11 protein-coding genes are annotated in these 16,139 nt (G+C 42.8%); 6 read left to right on the top strand and 5 right to left on the bottom strand.

The features are described from left to right. Positions 1-20 precede the first annotated feature (20 nt). Entirely contained in the window at positions 21-878 is an 858-nt protein-coding gene (locus FLAVO9R_RS16670; RefSeq protein ID WP_159533151.1) for a VWA domain-containing protein, read from the top strand. 91 nt (positions 879-969) lie between these two features. After that, positions 970-1,899 carry a vWA domain-containing protein gene (locus FLAVO9R_RS16665; protein ID WP_232370686.1) on the top strand — a complete coding sequence of 310 codons (930 nt, stop codon included), beginning with the start codon at positions 970-972 and terminating at the stop codon, positions 1,897-1,899. Between the two features lie 72 nt (positions 1,900-1,971). Here FLAVO9R_RS16665 and FLAVO9R_RS16660 read toward each other — a convergent pair whose 3' ends face one another. From FLAVO9R_RS16660 to FLAVO9R_RS16640, 5 genes are all read right to left on the bottom strand, one after another. Continuing rightward, complete coding sequence (locus FLAVO9R_RS16660) at positions 1,972-5,328, bottom strand: DUF748 domain-containing protein (protein ID WP_159533147.1); 3,357 nt, start codon at positions 5,326-5,328, stop codon at positions 1,972-1,974. 91 nt (positions 5,329-5,419) lie between these two features. After that, the gene (locus tag FLAVO9R_RS16655) at positions 5,420-5,983 is read right to left on the bottom strand and encodes a DUF2780 domain-containing protein (RefSeq protein ID WP_159533145.1); all 564 of its coding nucleotides are present in this window, start codon (positions 5,981-5,983) and stop codon (positions 5,420-5,422) included. Between the two features lie 400 nt (positions 5,984-6,383). Next, positions 6,384-7,691, bottom strand: a complete 1,308-nt coding sequence (locus tag FLAVO9R_RS16650; RefSeq protein ID WP_159533143.1) for an MFS transporter — start codon at positions 7,689-7,691, stop codon at positions 6,384-6,386. Between the two features lie 4 nt (positions 7,692-7,695). Then, a complete protein-coding gene (locus tag FLAVO9R_RS16645) occupies positions 7,696-8,040 on the bottom strand; it encodes a cupin domain-containing protein (RefSeq protein ID WP_057789516.1) in 345 nt (114 codons plus the stop codon). Positions 8,041-8,454: 414 nt separating this feature from the next. Then, a complete protein-coding gene (locus FLAVO9R_RS16640; protein ID WP_159533141.1) occupies positions 8,455-9,333 on the bottom strand; it encodes an NAD(P)-dependent oxidoreductase in 879 nt (292 codons plus the stop codon). Between the two features lie 768 nt (positions 9,334-10,101). On the opposite strand from FLAVO9R_RS16640, the gene FLAVO9R_RS16635 reads away from it, so the two are divergent. From FLAVO9R_RS16635 to FLAVO9R_RS16620, 4 genes are all read left to right on the top strand, one after another. Continuing rightward, complete coding sequence (locus FLAVO9R_RS16635) at positions 10,102-10,848, top strand: SDR family NAD(P)-dependent oxidoreductase (protein ID WP_159533139.1); 747 nt, start codon at positions 10,102-10,104, stop codon at positions 10,846-10,848. A 415-nt stretch (positions 10,849-11,263) separates the two neighbouring features. Next, complete coding sequence (locus FLAVO9R_RS16630; RefSeq protein ID WP_159533137.1) at positions 11,264-13,585, top strand: polysaccharide lyase 6 family protein; 2,322 nt, start codon at positions 11,264-11,266, stop codon at positions 13,583-13,585. A gap of 75 nt (positions 13,586-13,660) precedes the next feature. Next, entirely contained in the window at positions 13,661-14,956 is a 1,296-nt protein-coding gene (locus tag FLAVO9R_RS16625) for an MFS transporter (protein WP_159533135.1), read from the top strand. A gap of 48 nt (positions 14,957-15,004) precedes the next feature. Next, a complete protein-coding gene (locus FLAVO9R_RS16620) occupies positions 15,005-16,006 on the top strand; it encodes a polysaccharide lyase family 7 protein (protein ID WP_159533133.1) in 1,002 nt (333 codons plus the stop codon). Positions 16,007-16,139: the final 133 nt, after the last annotated feature.

Here is a 16,139-nt window from a genome sequence, read left to right as displayed (position 1 = left end):
GAAAGAACAGGTGAAACCAAATGAAAGTGCGCAGCAGGGAAGTAAACGTATTTAGTATGTCGGCATTAGACTTATTTGCGTCTGCCATGGGCGCTTTTATGTTTTTGGCCATCATCGCACTGCCGTTTTTTCCTAACACGGGAGATTCAGCTGAGCGAGTGGCTGACATTAAAAGCGAGCTTAAAAAAGCGGAAGCGCAAATTGCCGAAGAACAAAAACAGAAAGCGGAGATAGCAAAGCAAAGGGATGATGTTCAAAAGAAACTAGACGAAGAGCAAAGCACATCCAAGATATCGTTTCCTACCATGGATATGGTTATTGCGCTTGATACAACCGCTAGCATGGATAAACAAGTTAAGGGGCTGAGGGCTGAAATTGTTGATATTGCCAACTTGCTGATGAAGTTATCCCCTGATGCGGCACTTGGCGTCATTGATTTTAAAGACAGATGTGAGCCAAGAGGGGCAATAAAAAGTCACGATATCATTAAGCTAAATACGAGTTCAGTTAATCAGTTACAGCGCTTCGTGAATACCATGAGTGCTGGCAGTCATAACTGTAACCAAGATGGCGAAGAAGCGATAAATCTTGCAATGAACAAAGCATTAGCATTGAAGTGGCGCGCTTCTTCAAAATCTAAAACTATTATTTTTATTAGCGATAATGGTGCATACGCCAGCGTATCTTCCCAGGTGCTAGGGCAGGCGAGTCGGTTTAATCAAAGTGGTGAGAAAAGCCAAGTTTCAACGGTTTTCGTGCCAACTCAAAATGCCCTCGGACGTGCCTATTTAAAACAATTAGCAGAGACAGGGGGCGGTAAGTTTGTCACCGGTGGCGGCTCTTTTGTAGGGACCGTGCTGTTGGCGCTAGCAGAATGATTACCTTTAATGTGTTGGCAAACGATTTTTAGCGCTCCATTAATGTCGAGGCTTTATGAAATTACGTAACAGGGAAGTCAACGTATTTAGTATGTCTGCACTTGATCTGTTTGCCTCGGCAATGGGGGCATTCATGTTTTTAGCCATTATTGCACTGCCTTTTTTCCCCAACACAGGGTCTTCACCTGAGTCTATAAGCGAGATTAAAAAAGAACTCGATGCCGCAAAAGAAAAAACAGCACAGACCGAAAAAGCGTTAGAGTCTACTCAGAAAAGTTTAGATGAGGCGAACAAAGAGCTTGCCGAGGGTATTAATAAATACCCCATCGAACTGATTATCACCATTGATATTAGTGGTTCAATGGCGGTGCCTTTGCAGCGCTTGAAAGACGCGATTAAGCGGCTCACCATTGAAGTGCCCAAAGTTACCCGTGAATTTAAGATTGGTGTGGTGGCCTATGGTGGAGATGGAAAATTTATTACTGTACCAAGTGTTGTTATCACGAAAGCATCAAGAGAGGGTTTTATTCAGCGGATAGACGCCCTTGAGCTCTTGCCTGGAGAGACCGATGTGCCAGAAGCGGTATCGAATGCCATGGCGATGTTCACACCACCAAAGAATAAAGTACGAAAAGCTTACGTACTTATCGGTGATGTGGGGCCTTATGAAATGATTGGCCCTCAAAGCTTTGATATTTATGCCATATCGGAGGTTCAAGCAAACAGACTAATTAATGCAGGAAGAGGCGTTCAGGTGAGTAAAAACTATGAAACTGAAATCTTAAATAGCATAGGCAGTTTTATATCGAGCAATAAATTACGTAGTGTAATGGCTATGTACACAGGTAACGCAACCCGCCGTGGGGATGCGTCGTATAACGTTATCGCACTCACCAAACCGCATAGCATCCCGTTCTTCAAGGCTGTGGCAAATAAAGGTGGCGAAGACAATGGGCATTATTCAGAAGAGCCTTCAGAAATGCTATCAATGCTGCTTATTGCAGTATTAGCCGCGTCTTAATAAAGCGGCTAGCATGCAATAACTAATATGTAACAAGTAGTATTGAGAAATATGAATGAGCTAGCTGAAGAACTAGTTAGCTTCAAGCGTTAATGCTACGCCGCTCTTTTTAAGCTGTAAGTGTTGTCGACTATTCAGCAAAAACAAACGATTCGCGTCAACCGCAAGGTCATTTGCCAAGAAGTTCTTCACCGTTTTGGCGCGCGCATCAGCTAATTGGGCAAGTTCCCGCTTCGGTATGTCAATGGCACTTCTTACTTGGTTGTACATGGCGATATACAGCGCTTGTTCAACTTGTGCGGCATCAGGTGCTACTTGAACAGGTGTTGTTTCGCTATTTGCAGTATCTTTACCTTTATTGTCACCGGTATCGTTTTGCTGCAATTTAGCTATTACCACTACGCGTTCTTCTTCTACTGTTTTGCCGGTGCTGCTAACGAATAACTCAATTAATGCGTCAGCGAGAGGGCCGCTTATCGGCATGGTACTTGGCGACAAGCTTTCTGGGAGCGCCTCTTGGCCAGAAAGAGCCAACAGCTGTTGTTGCAGTTTCTGTTCTGCTAGTTCATAAGCGTCAGGTACTTCATCTACAGTGCCTTCAATATTCACGCGAAGCCCTGGGCGTTTTGATAGCGCATCTGCGAGGGTAGAGAGTTTACTTGATGCAACATCAGTTAACTGTGATGCGCCATGCGTGAAGTCAATCTCGTTAAGCTCATCGTCGTCGCTGCCGACTAAGTTCGCTAACAACGAAAATGGTGCAGTCACCGCTTTCGTGATCAAGTTCCCAATTGCTTTTAATATGATAGAGCCAAACCCAAAGGTTGGGCTATCTAAATCACCAGACACTTCAAGACCTAGATCGATAACACCGTTTGAGTCTTCTAATAAAGCTATGGCCAGCCCAAGCGGTAAGCTAAGCGCTTGGTCAGAGTCTGTTTTCCTACCTAAGGTAAGTTGGTCGATGACTACATGGTTATTGCCCGCTAATTGGTTATCCTCCAATAAATAATGTATATCGAGGGACAATAAACCTTTATCAATAAAGTGCCCCATATAAGTACCTGAATAAGGGTTTACAGACGTTAGTTCAGCACCCTCTCCGGTGAAGGTGAGGTCTAAAAAGATATCATCTATTAATGGGTTAATCGCGCCGTACAAAGCGACTGGCGCATAGCCATCTATTTTGCCCTTTACGTCAACATTGGCGGCGGTGTCGGCATTTGATGAAAGCTTGGTAATACTGCCGTTTAAGCGTTCAATACCGGATGCAAAACGGGGGCGTAAAGAGTTATCAGCAAAGTAGGCGCTGCCATCATTAAAGACTATTTCATCAATGCGGATAACAAGCGCAGACGCTTCTTCTCCAGCGGTGGGGTTTGCTTCCTGATTTGATTCAGATTGGGTATCAGAACCCACTACTGGTGTGGAAGTAGGAGGAGATGTTGAAGCGGTTTGGTCAATGAGAATATTGCTGAAATTAGTTTTTTTATCTTCTGCAATCAGAAGCTTAGCGTAGGGTTTGTCCAGCGTGATTTTTTCTAAAGAAAGGGTGCTGTCAGTAGAATTATACTTAATACCTTTGACTTGAAAGTCGGCCCATTGCAGCAAAGGCTCTTGCTTTAAGTCATCGATAACCGTAAGTGACGCTATGCTCGCCTGCCCATCAAATATTACTTTACTGTCACTGTTGGCTTCAAAACTACCTGAAAGATCTGCACTGCCATCTTCAAGAGCAAGATTTAAATACTGCCCCACATAAGGCTGAAGTTGGGAAAGGCCGAACTGGCGGATATCAATAGTACCCGACACGGCTTGAACATTTGCCAAAATAGCGCCTTTACTGCTTATTGATGAAGCGGGTGGGGCTATCGATGGCGTGGCTGATAGGCTTGAAGTGGAAGACTGCGCTAGGCTGCCACCGAGCTTCATATCAATAGTGTAATCGATTGGGGTTGTAAGGGTAGAATCTATTACGCCCGTGGTTAAATTTAGCGGAAATACTCGCCAGTTAACCCCGTCAGAAACCATACCTTCTTGTATGAGTACGTCGCCACCGTTTAGCGCGAACGTTTGCAGTACTACCCGCCACGCCGCTTTGTTACTTTGTGCGGAATTCACAGAAGCTGAGCTAGCGCTAAAACCTGATGAAGTTGGCGCTGTTGCGGTTGATGGTGACGTCGCAGGTGAGTTTTTTGTAGCTGCTGCCACTGTTGTTGACGGTGTGCTCGTAGCCGCTGGCGGGGCATTTTCATCACGCCCTTTTGGGGTAAACATTGATACTAAATCTACGCCCGACTTGTCGATTTGAGCACTTACCCAAGGTTGCTCTAAGCTAACATTGGTAACATCAACCTGCTGGGTTTTGGTATCTAGCTTTATGTCACTAACACGTAATTCAGTAAGCTTAATTCTAGGGCTTTCTTTGTCTGAGATAACGAATTGAGATAAAGATAGGTCGGCATTATTTGCCTGAAAGCGAAAGTCGTTATTGTCTGCTGATAGATGATAATTTAAGGAAAAGCTTAGGACGCCGTCTGTTATTTTTGCATTAATCACGTCATCAGATAACGGCCAAAGTGGAGCTAATGCAATTTGGCTAGCTTTAAAACTACCCGCTATATCTATGGGGGATAGCTGAAATTGCCCATTGAATTGAACGTGGCCGCCTTCGGTGGTCGCTAAGGTAAACGCATAATGATTAGCGGATTTGTCTTGGTTGTTATCCACAGTGCTATTCGCACTAGTATCATCTGCATGAGCCGGACTATTGACTGCATCTACATTCAAAGAGCTGGCGAAGGTATCAAGATTGGTCAATGTGAACGACAGTTCTGGGTAATCAAGTTGTGTGTCGGTGACATTATCGGCTACTGAAATATGACCATTGCTCAGGCGAAATTCTCCCAGGCGAATATGAGGTATTTCGCTTTGCTTTTGCGCTTCAGGCTCGGTTGTATCCTCATTAGCTTTAGCGAGCGTATCTATAATGTCAGAAAAATTAAATACGGTGGTATTTTGATTAGACCCTGGTGAGGTATCACCTTCCGATACCCTCGCAAGGTGTGCATAAGGCGCATTTAGGTAGAAGTGTTCTAGGGTAGGGGTAAAGCTGAATAGGGTTTGCCAAAAGCCCACATCAACTTCAAGCTGTGTAAACGCAATAAATGGTTCGTCGTTACTGGCTTCCTCGATAGAAAATCCAGACACCCTGGCGCGTAGCAAGAAAGGATTGATACGAATACTTTCGATACTGACATTTCGGCCTAACTGTTCACTCAATATTTTTGGTGCTTTGGATTCAAGAACCATAGGCGCAACAAGGCCCAGTATTAACGCGTAGAATAAGTATGCCAACAGAAAGTAGGTAGCAATACGCCGCCATTTAGGTTGCTGCTTAAATGAGGTGGTTAAGTTTTTTATGGGCATAATTATTCTAGACGTATTAAATAGAAGAGAAAAAGGCGGCGAATAAGTGATGGCATAGGTCAATCACTAATACAGCCGCCAAAAATAAATATTAAAGCATTGAGGCTAAATTACCTAAGCCAGACTGAAGTAAAGATTGTGTTTCTTCATTGCTGTTCAGGTAAGTGTTAATTTGTGTGATAAAGCTGCTTATCATATCTGCATCTAAATCAAGTGCATCGAATTGTTGCTTTAATTCGTTAATAGAGCCTAGAGAGCTGCTGTATTCAGAGGCTTTACTTAGTAGTCCAGACATGGTTGAGCCGCCATTTGTAGAATCTGCTGCAACTAAAGGTACGTTTTCTAATAAAGAATCTAAACCAGGGATCGCACTGGCAAGTTCTGAATAATCAGAAGTCGTCAGGTTGCCTTTAGCATAATCAAAAATAGAGGCTAAACCGCCTTCAGATTGTGTTTCACTTACGCCCAAATTTTCTGACACCATACTTACCAAACTAGACACATCCATCGAGCTAGGCTCAGCCGCTTCTGTGGTTTGTGAAGATGGAATAGTGGCATCACCCAACATACCGTTAAGTTTGTTAAGCGTGTCGTTGGCAGAAGCGTGTGCCGAGAATGATAATGTAGCAATAACGAATAAAGATAAAATTTTCATAAGATTTTCCTCTGAAGTAGAAATCTACCGGGCTGTAGCTAGTAAGTCAGTAAACTAAGAAGCAAGGTGAGCGTCGGCCAAGCTCGATAGCATAATAGGTGAAATTTAGGCGGTATTCTGAGGCGCTATCCTAGCGTAAATAAAGTGCTATTGCCTGCAATAAAGTGTAAAGCCGCTTTACATTAGCATGGAAAATACGAAGCCAGGTGTAAGTTATGTAGCCACTATTTATTCTAAAATAGGCGGGCACGTTATTAGGTAGAGAGTTTGTATTAGGTAGAGGGTTTGGGCGGAAAGTATTGTGTAGGTTGCTGCTATTTGAGGCTATTACTTCAAAAAGACATTCAAGCCTGCAGGTAAATGGCCACAACGTATGTTGTAGCCATCGTCAGTACTTAGCTTAGTCTAGCTTTTTCAGTGGCTCAATTTTAGGAATCAATAACCATACCGCAGCCATTGCGACAATGGCGAGCGAAGCACCAATAATAAACGCAGGGGCATAGTTACCATCGGCGGTAAGGTAAGGGACCAATGCGGTTAACCCAACCGCCCCTAACTTTGCAGCCATGCCTGAAAAACCAGCCAAGGTGCCTACGGCTTTTTTGCCTAGCAAATCGCTTGGTAGTGTCTGTACATTGCCAATAGCGGTTTGAAAACCAAACAAGATGACCGCCATGATAATAACCGCCATGGTAGGAGAACCCGGTTGCGACATGGCTAAAAGCGATGGAAGCATAATTAAACAACCAAGCGTTATGGTCAGCTTTCTAGTTTTATCTGTATTCCATCCGGCCTTAAGTCTATTTTGGGCAAGTAAACCGCCAAACCAAGCGCCAAACATAGCGCCCACATAAGGTACCCAGCCGTAAATACCAATAGATTTTACATCCATGGCATACACTTCATTTAGGTAAATGGGGATCCAAAATACAAACAGCCACCAAATAGGGTCAATAGCAGCAGACGCTAAAATAACGCCCCAGCTCTGTTTACGCTTAAGTAGTTCACCGGTAGAAGGGTTGTATTCTTCTACATCTGTTTCAACCATGTCTGCTGACATCGTAGTTTGACGTTGGCCAGTAAGGATATACTCACGCTCTTCGTCAGTAATCCAAGGGTGTGCCCCAGGTGGTGCTTTCACCAGAATTAACCAAGGAATTAACCACAGTAATCCTACTGCACCCACAACAACAAACAGCATTTGCCAACTGAAATAAACGGTTAAAAATGCAATTAAGGGTATGGCAATAATGCCACCAATGGCAGCGCCTGAATTGAAAAGACCCTGCGCAAGAGCACGTTCCTTGGTAGGAAACCATTCTGCATTTCCTTTCGCAGCACCTGGCCAGTTGCCTGCCTCAGCAATGCCTAATATGGCGCGAAAGAGGCTAAAGGTTAGTACGCCCTGTGCAAATGCATGGGCAATGGTGGCCAACGACCATACGCCGATAGACAGCACAAAGCCTAAGCGGGTACCTACCCAGTCAAAAATTTTACCGAAAATGGCTTGCCCAAACGCGTAAGCAAATACGAATACAATAGAAATATTAGCGTAAATTTGCTTGCGTTCTAACGCTGATTCATCCGGAAATAACTCTTCAACAATATCAGGCCACAACACGCTAAGTGCCTGACGGTCGATATAGTTAATCACAGTGGCAAGCGCAATTAATGCGATTACCCACCAACGTAAGCCATTTAATTTCACAGTTTTATTCCTCTAAAAAGTCTTCGCGAGGAGGACTAAAGGTGTCAATTAATATACCACCAGTAGGACAAACTGCGCCGTGATCTGCATGAGGAGGAATAAGGCAGCTATCACCTGGCTTCATCACTTTTACTTCGCCATTGATGCTGAAGTGGAATTCGCCTTCAATAACGTAAGTGACTTGAGAGTGTCTGTGCGCGTGCACGTACCCTTCTGCGCCCTTGTCAAAAAAGACTTTAACCATCATTAATTCTTCGTTGTATCCAAGCATTTGGCGTTTTAGCCCGCCGCCGATATCTTCTATTTCAGTTTCGTTGCCGGATAAAAAAAGTGCGCTTTGCTTTTGCATTTTACTTGCTCCTAATAATTAAATAGCTCTTAAATGGCGGTCTACCATTTAACAAATAGGGTTTGAATTCTTATGTGAATTTGAAACGAGTGTCTTTGTGAGGTGTGTTGTTACCAAACGAAGCAAATACGCAAGAAGAAAGGGATCTTAATTGTGTGATATAGGAAAAGAAGCAGATAGGGTGTTACCTCACTTTTTATTGTTAATGAAACAGTTCAGTTACTCACACAGTAAGAGTTCGGTTAACTTCACAGCACGTTAACGACAGTCGTGTGCTTTCGTTATTGCCTTGTAACCCCAAAAATCACAGTAGTTTTGCTATTTGCTTTATAAATTGAAATATAACGAGGGGCTTAACACTAACCAGCATGAGTTATTGGTTGGCATCAAGCACCCTAGTAGCTCAGACAGGATCTACTTTTTTAACTTTAGAAAGTAGTCAAAAATCTCTGGTACGTTTCCGTTACCCATGCCAGCTTCAAACGCAGCCTGTAAGTTAGAAGACGAACCTTCTGCAATTTTAGACTGTGTTCCCAAGTCTTCTACCATTTGTAAGAAATAGCCAAGATCTTTATTCGCATTTGCAATTGAGAAACCAAGATCACTTACATCATCAACGGCATAGTTCTTACAGAACTGCATGAATGGTGAGCTAGACGGACCTGTCGACATAATGTCGAAAAGTTGTTGACGATCTACGCCAGCTAAGTCAGCAACAGCAAATGCTTGAGACATTGCACATACCGTTGTCATACCCATGAAGTTATTAATTAACTTAGTTGTATGACCAGCACCTAATGCGCCAAGGTGGAAAACGTTCTCGCCTTGGTCTTCTAATACAGGCTTAACCTTGTTGAAGGTATCGATATCGCCCGCAGCCATAATATTAAGCAAACCATCTTTAGCGTGAGCGGGTGTACGACCAAGCGGTGCGTCAATCATACCAACGCCTTTCTCTGCTAGGTCAGCACCAATCTTGCGAGTAGATGCTGGAATAGAAGTACCGAAGTCTACTAATACAGAACCTTCTTTCATGCCTGCAAGGATGCCATCTTCTGCATACATTACTTTTTCGACAATGGCTGAAGTGGTTAAACAAAGCATAACGATATCAGATGCTTCAGCTAGCTCTTTAGCCGAAGAAACTGCCTTGGCACCTCTTGCAACACATGCTGCTACCGCATCTTTGTTAAGGTCCATTACATTAAGCTCGTAGCCTTTCTTCTGTAAGTTTTCGACCATATTGCCGCCCATAAGGCCTAGACCGATGAAACCGATGACAGGTTTTGACATGTATAACTCCTAAAATATCATGGCGCAGACTGTACTGAGAGTGATGTGAACTTCACTTCATAGCCGAGTGCGCTATCTTGCTTCTAATTAATTTAATAAGTAATTTGAGCTGAGATTAACGTCTCGCTAAATAATTGGGTTCTGTGTCGAACAGTGTGACTATTGATAGATGTACCCACTAAAATAAAGGGGCAATAAATGCTTCCTACCAAAAGACCACTTACCAATTAAATATTCACCATTAACCAATGCCAAACTTAATTCGTGTCTCTTATCGACTAGTATGATGACAGTTCATTTTTCTTCTTGAACCAATCAGCATATCAAAAACATTATTAGTATCATGCCATATTGTCAACCAATAATTAAAGAGAGGTGCTAATTTGGTTTGTTTTTTAACTTGATTTTGAACTTTCGGTTAAAAAAATTCTTTATCTTAAAAGTAACCTTTAAGTGATAATGTTGCTCTATAAGATTAATATATATGGTTTTTATTCTTAATAGGTGGTGTTTTTTAAATGTTTAATAACCGTGAATATCTTGATCTATTTGGTAATTTTAATTGGTAACTAGTAGTTTGCTGGAGGGTTGACGACTATCGTAGGCTTGGTTAGTCTTTGAACAGGTTGAGGGTTAAACCAGATTCAGATATTCATTCTAGCAGTTTTCGCCACAGATTCGAGTCATCCAGTTCACTGGTTTACTATCAACGAGCCTTTCGCGTGAATATCTACATAAATTGAAACATGAACTTCGGGAGATAAGACCATGTCGATGACAGGTAAAGTTGCAATTGTAGCGGGTGGTGGCAGAGATATTGGTGCTGCCTGTGCAGTAGAACTTGCTGCTCGTGGTGCTAATGTCGTTATTACGTATCAAGCAAGTGCCGACAGGGCGAAAGAAACTGTTGAAAAAATAGTAGCAGCCGGTGGTAACGCCATTGCTATTCATGCAGACCTCACTCAAAAAGCCGATGTTCATAATACGGTCGAAACCACTTTGTCTACCTACGGGGCAATAAATTGCTTAGTTCATGTCTCAGGTGGTTTGGTAGAGCGTAAAAAGATACTGGAAATGGATTTAGCGCATTGGCGCAACGTGTTAGATATTAACCTAACGTCTTTGTTTTTGATGGTGCAAGGTGTCATCCCTCACATGAAAGCCGGTAGTTCAATTGTCACCTTCTCGTCGCAAGCAGCACGAGATGGTGGTGGTGGCGGTGCTATTCCATACGCAACATCCAAAGGCGCTGTCTCGACCTTTACAAGAGGGTTAGCGAAAGAATTAGGGCCAGATATCCGCGTGAATTCAGTGTGCCCAGGTATGATTTCTACCGGGTTTCACGACACCTTCACCCCAGACACTGTCCGTTCGAATGTCGCGGGAGCAACCTGTATCAAACGAGAAGGCACATCTGAAGAAGTGGCTAAGCTGGTGGCATTTTTAACGAGTGATGATGCTTCCTACATGACCGGTAATAATGTAGATATCAACGGAGGCTTGCTTTTCTCATAGCAATAAACAAATGAACTTTTTCAATATAGATGATGTTGATAAATTATTACCGATAGTTAAATAAAAGCCTCCTTAGAGGCTTTTATTTTTGTGTGGTTTACAATTGAAAGACTAATATAATTCATTTAAATCAAGGTGACATTTATCTTTTTTGGTTTGGTAATATCAATAGGTATATTAATTGGTAATATAGAAAGTTAACAACTGGTTGACATTGTGTTGTGGGGTTGGTTACATTGATACCTAGTATCTTTCGGCTCGAGTTGAAACATTGTTGACTTTTTGCATGCCACTAATCAGTGCTCGTTATATGGTGTCGCTGCCTAAGCTTGATGCAAGTGTTAAATGTTTGAAGAGCCCCTTCTTTAATCATATAAAGGCGATTATCGTCTTTCAGATAACTTAGGTTGTTTGCATGAATGCTAGTGTGTTTTCTGTTCCTGTTTTAGTCACTTGTAGCCTACTCTTTGTTGCTGGCTGTAATTCAACTTCTCCACAAGCTGGTGCAAAAGAAGACAGCACCGATGTATCCAATCCTTTGTTACAAGTATCGCAATCAGATGGCATTTTAGTTGCCGATAAAAAGCAATTTCTCAAACAAACTAAGTCGTTAAAAGCGGGTGATACCATTGTACTTGCTGATGGCGTTTGGGAAGATTTTGAAATTTTACTTAAAGGTGTCGGTACACCAGAAAAGCCCATTACGTTAAAAGCGCAAACTAACGGCGGTGTTGTGTTATCAGGGCTATCTAACCTTCGACTAGCAGGTGAGTATCTTGTAGTAGAAGGCTTGGTATTTAAAGACGGATATAGCCCTACAGGTGAAGTGGTATCGTTTAAAGAGAACGACGACAACCTTGCTTATCATTCTCGAGTTACTCAGGTGGTTATTGATGGATTCAGTAATCCAGACAAATTTAACTCTGATAAGTGGGTTGTTATGTATGGTAGGAACAACCGCTTCGACCACAGTCATCTAGAAGGTAAAAGTAATGCGGGCGTAACGATGGCTGTGCGTTTAAATACGGAAGATAGCCAACAAAATCATCACCGTATAGATCACAACTACTTTGGCCCTCGTCCAATTTTGGGATCTAACGGTGGTGAAACCCTTCGCATTGGTACCAGTAAATACTCCTTAAGTGACTCATTTACCATTGTAGAGAATAACTATTTCGACAGATGTAATGGCGAAGTAGAAATCATTTCGAATAAATCTGGCAAGAATCAGTTTTTAAATAATGTGTTTTTTGAAAGCAGAGGTACGCTAACGCTTCGCCACGGCAATGGAAACCTAGTGGAAGGGAATGTGTTCTTTGGTAATGGCAAACACCATACCGGTGGTATCCGTATTATCAATGCCGACCAAACCGTTCGCAATAACTACATGGAAGGGTTAACGGGCATAAGATTTGGTGGCGGCTTTACCGTTATGAATGGTGTGCCGAATTCATCTATTAACCGCTACCACCAAGTTAAAAATGCCAAAATCGATAACAATACGTTGGTGAATTTGGACAATATCAACCTTGCAGCAGGTAGTGACGCAGAACGTACGGCAACGCCTATCAATAGCAGCTTCGCGAACAACGTAGTGGTAAATAATAGCGGCGAAAATCCATTTAAAATTTTTGATGATGTATCAGGAATTACATTTAAAAATAACCTAGCCAGCCAATTGCCTCAAGATGAACTAGCGCAAGGCTTCGATGTTAAAAATATCGAATTAGTGCGTGGCGAAAATGGGTTGTTGCAAAGTAAGCAAGCTCAGCAATTAGATATTGGCGCACCAGCATCTTTAAGCCCAACGCTAAAAGAAGACACAGGTGTAAACTGGTATGAGAAAGCTGGCTTACCCATAGATTTTGATTCGAGTAAAACAGTTAGCGTGAGCTCTGCGGATGAGCTTTACAGCGCAGTAGCCGAAGCAGAAAGCGGAAGCACAATACTGCTGAAAGCGGGGAGTTACTCGCTGAATAAGCAGCTACAGGTGAAAAGCGTAGTAACACTAAAAGCTGAGTCACCGCGCTCAGTTACCCTTTACCCCATGCGCTCTTTAATGATTGAGATTGAAGATGGGGGAAGCTTAAAACTTGATGGGTTGAATATATCAGGTAAAAAATCGCCAGACAGCGCTGGCAATGTGCTTATCCGCAACACTAAGTTACCTACCTTGTTTAATCACAAGCTTGCCATTCATAACACTCACATTACCGACTTGAATGTGAACCATTCCTCTCATGTATTCGATGCGGGTTACAGAAGCTTAGCCGACAGTATCGATATTACTGACAGTGTGTTCAAAAACATTACCGGTGACGTACTACGTTTAGACAAAGAGCAAGATGACTTAGGTATTTACAATGCCGAATACGTCATCATTAAAAACTCTACTTTTTCAAACATTGAAGGTGCCATTGCAAAAATTTATCGCGGCGGCACAGATGAAAGTACCTTTGGCCCGCACTTCACGCTAACTAACAGTGATATATCGAATGTTGGAAAGGGTAAACGCAATAAATCCAAGTCTTCTATTTTTCTATTGGGTGTGCAGCAGAGCCTAATTAGCGGCAATACGTTTGTAGATAGCAAGCTAGTGACTATCGATCACACGGTAGGTGAGCCGCAAACTCAAATTCTCAATAACACCTTTGATTCTACGCCACTTCCTGAAGTGACCGAAACCTTTACTAAAGGGGCATCAACGGCGACGGTAAAAGGGAACCAGTCGAAGTGACACCCTGCGGGCTAACGCTTTAGACAGTACGCTTTATAAAAATGACGACGAAGTAATATTAGGTAAGGTAGTAACATGAAGAATTTGAGATGGTGGGTAATTGCACTGGTTGCACTGGCAACGGTGATTAACTACATAGATAGACAATCGCTTAGCGTATTGTGGCCGTTTATGGGAAAAGAAATTTACCCTGATAAAACGGATGCCGAATTAAAAGAAGTGTACGGTATCATTAGTATTGTATTTCTTTTTTCCTATGCCTTCGGTCAAGCCATATTTGGTAAGGTTTTTGATTGGGTAGGAACGCGCATTGGGTTTGTTCTTTCTATTGGTATTTGGTCGATTGCCACCGTGCTGCATGCCTTTGCGCAAGGGATACTAACCTTCAGTGTGTTCCGCGCTATCTTGGGTGTTTCAGAGGCGGGTAACTGGCCTGGAGCTGCTAAGGCTAACGCTGAGTGGTTTCCCACTAAAGAGCGTGCTTTAGCTCAAGGTATATTCAACTCTGGTGCAGCCATTGGCGGCATTATTTCTATACCTCTCATTGCCTACCTTGCCTTATTTTTCAGTTGGAAAGCAATCTTCGTAATAGTGGGTTGTACTGGCCTGCTTTGGCTTATTCCTTGGATCATCGTGGTTAAATCGCCACCAGGTTCACACCCTTGGATCACTGACGAAGAAAGAGAGTACATTCTTACAGGCCAAAGAAACGAAGCTACCAACGCCGATGGCAGTGCTATTGCCGAATACACACCTACAACAGGGCAGTTGTTATCTCATAAACAAAGCTGGGGCGTAATTATTGCCACCGCTGCAATCGATCCCATCTGGTGGCTATTTATTGTTTGGATCCCCACCTATTTAGTTGAAGTTTATGCCATGGATGTGAAGGGCTTGGCTATTTATGGTTGGGTGCCTTATGTAGGTGCTATGTTAGGTGCTTGGTTTGGCGGGCTTCTTGCGCAAAATAGACTAGGAGCAGGTTGGTCGGTAAACAAAGCCCGTAAGTTAGTTATTACGCTTGGTTGCTTAATCATGTTGCCAGCACTGTTGATGTTGTCTAACCCAAACAGTGAAGTTGCTGCGGTACTGATTATGGCAACCATACTGTTTGGCTTTCAAACGGCAATTGGAAACGTACAAACATTACCAAGTGATTTATTCGGCGGAAAGTCGGTAGGTACACTGGCGGGTTTTGCGGGTATGGCGGCTAAGCTAGCGGCAGGGCTTTTGATATACGCAGTGCCTTCGTTAACGGCTGACGGAAGTTACACAGTGGTCTTTGTGATTGGTGCGGCACTCGCCATCGTTGCTACACTAAGTATTTGGGTTTTATGCCCGAAGATTGAACCGGTTGAAGCTAAGCGATAATAATCGCTTAGCTTTACTTTGCTTGTGTTAATTGGGTAGGTAACGTTTATGAAAGCAGTAAAAAAAGCGTTATTACGCAGTGTAGTTGTTATTGCATTAGCACTGACTAATACCCTAGTAGTAAACACTTCTCTGGCAGAAGATTTAGCTGCTACCCACACACTTCCTGATTCACATCAAATACTTGCTCAAGGGGAATTACTTGGTGATTTTAGTTCTCTCGACCCATCAAAGCCACCAAGCGAAAACTTTGACTTATTGAGTTGGACATTAAGCCTACCTACCGACTTAAATAAAGATTTAAAAGCCGATATCATTTATGAAAAAGCGCTAAGTGACAAATTTTCACTCAAACCGCTTTTTTACACTGCCGCTGACGGAGGAATGGTATTTGCCTGCCCTAACGCCGGTGCAAAAACATCAAAAAACACCAAGTACGCCCGAACTGAATTGCGGGAAATGCTCCGCAGAGGTAACTCCCGTTTTAAAACTAAAGGTGTCACTAAGAACAACTGGGTATTTAGCTCGGCACACGGTTCAGTCAAGCGAAAAGCGGGAGCTGTGGAAGGCAGTCTTGAAGCAACCCTTGCCGTAAATCGCGTTTCTACCACCGGAGACGAGAAAAAAGTAGGGCGAGTGATCATTGGGCAAATACATGCTACCGATGATGAGCCCATTAGGCTGTACTACCGTAAACTACCCGGCAACGAAAAGGGCTCAATCTACTTCGCCCATGAAATTAATGGTGGCGACGATGTATGGGTAAACCTGGTAGGAGGCCGTTCTCACACGCTAAAGAATCCAGTAGAAGGCATCGCACTTAACGAAAAATTTAGTTATAAAATCACGGTAAAAAACGATATTTTATTTGTCACTCTAGTCCGCGAAGGCAAACCAAACCTAACCAAAAGTGTTGATATGAGTATAAGTGGTTATAACAAGAATAACCAATATATGTATTTTAAAGCTGGTGTTTACAATCAAAACAACAGTGGGGCAGAGAACGATTATGTTCAAGCCACCTTTTATCATCTAGATAATCAACATTAACCCCCGTTTAATAAGCCCTCTTTCATATAGCCTTTAGCACCTATTCTCTCCGCTCGGGCAGCTGAATATTCAGTGCCTCGCGTTATATTTGGCCGCTCTCTCTGCATACATCCTGCAATTTTATACCCAATAT

The organism is Alteromonas sp. 38 (assembly GCF_902506055.1).
Lineage (GTDB): Bacteria > Pseudomonadota > Gammaproteobacteria > Enterobacterales > Alteromonadaceae > Alteromonas > Alteromonas lipotrueae.
This window is presented reverse-complemented; position numbering and strand designations above follow the sequence as displayed.

Bases quoted from the DNA above. Each gene is read 5' to 3' on its own strand.
- FLAVO9R_RS16640 (WP_159533141.1), bottom strand. From the start codon at position 9,333: ATGTCAAAACCTGTCATCGGTTTCATCGGTCTAGGCCTTATGGGCGGC.
- FLAVO9R_RS16665 (WP_232370686.1), top strand. From the start codon at position 970: ATGTCTGCACTTGATCTGTTTGCCTCGGCAATGGGGGCATTCATGTTT.
- FLAVO9R_RS16655 (WP_159533145.1), bottom strand. From the start codon at position 5,983: ATGAAAATTTTATCTTTATTCGTTATTGCTACATTATCATTCTCGGCA.
- FLAVO9R_RS16660 (WP_159533147.1), bottom strand. From the start codon at position 5,328: ATGCCCATAAAAAACTTAACCACCTCATTTAAGCAGCAACCTAAATGG.
- FLAVO9R_RS16645 (WP_057789516.1), bottom strand. From the start codon at position 8,040: ATGCAAAAGCAAAGCGCACTTTTTTTATCCGGCAACGAAACTGAAATA.
- FLAVO9R_RS16670 (WP_159533151.1), top strand. From the start codon at position 21: ATGAAAGTGCGCAGCAGGGAAGTAAACGTATTTAGTATGTCGGCATTA.
- FLAVO9R_RS16625 (WP_159533135.1), top strand. From the start codon at position 13,661: ATGAAGAATTTGAGATGGTGGGTAATTGCACTGGTTGCACTGGCAACG.
- FLAVO9R_RS16620 (WP_159533133.1), top strand. From the start codon at position 15,005: ATGAAAGCAGTAAAAAAAGCGTTATTACGCAGTGTAGTTGTTATTGCA.
- FLAVO9R_RS16635 (WP_159533139.1), top strand. From the start codon at position 10,102: ATGTCGATGACAGGTAAAGTTGCAATTGTAGCGGGTGGTGGCAGAGAT.
- FLAVO9R_RS16630 (WP_159533137.1), top strand. From the start codon at position 11,264: ATGAATGCTAGTGTGTTTTCTGTTCCTGTTTTAGTCACTTGTAGCCTA.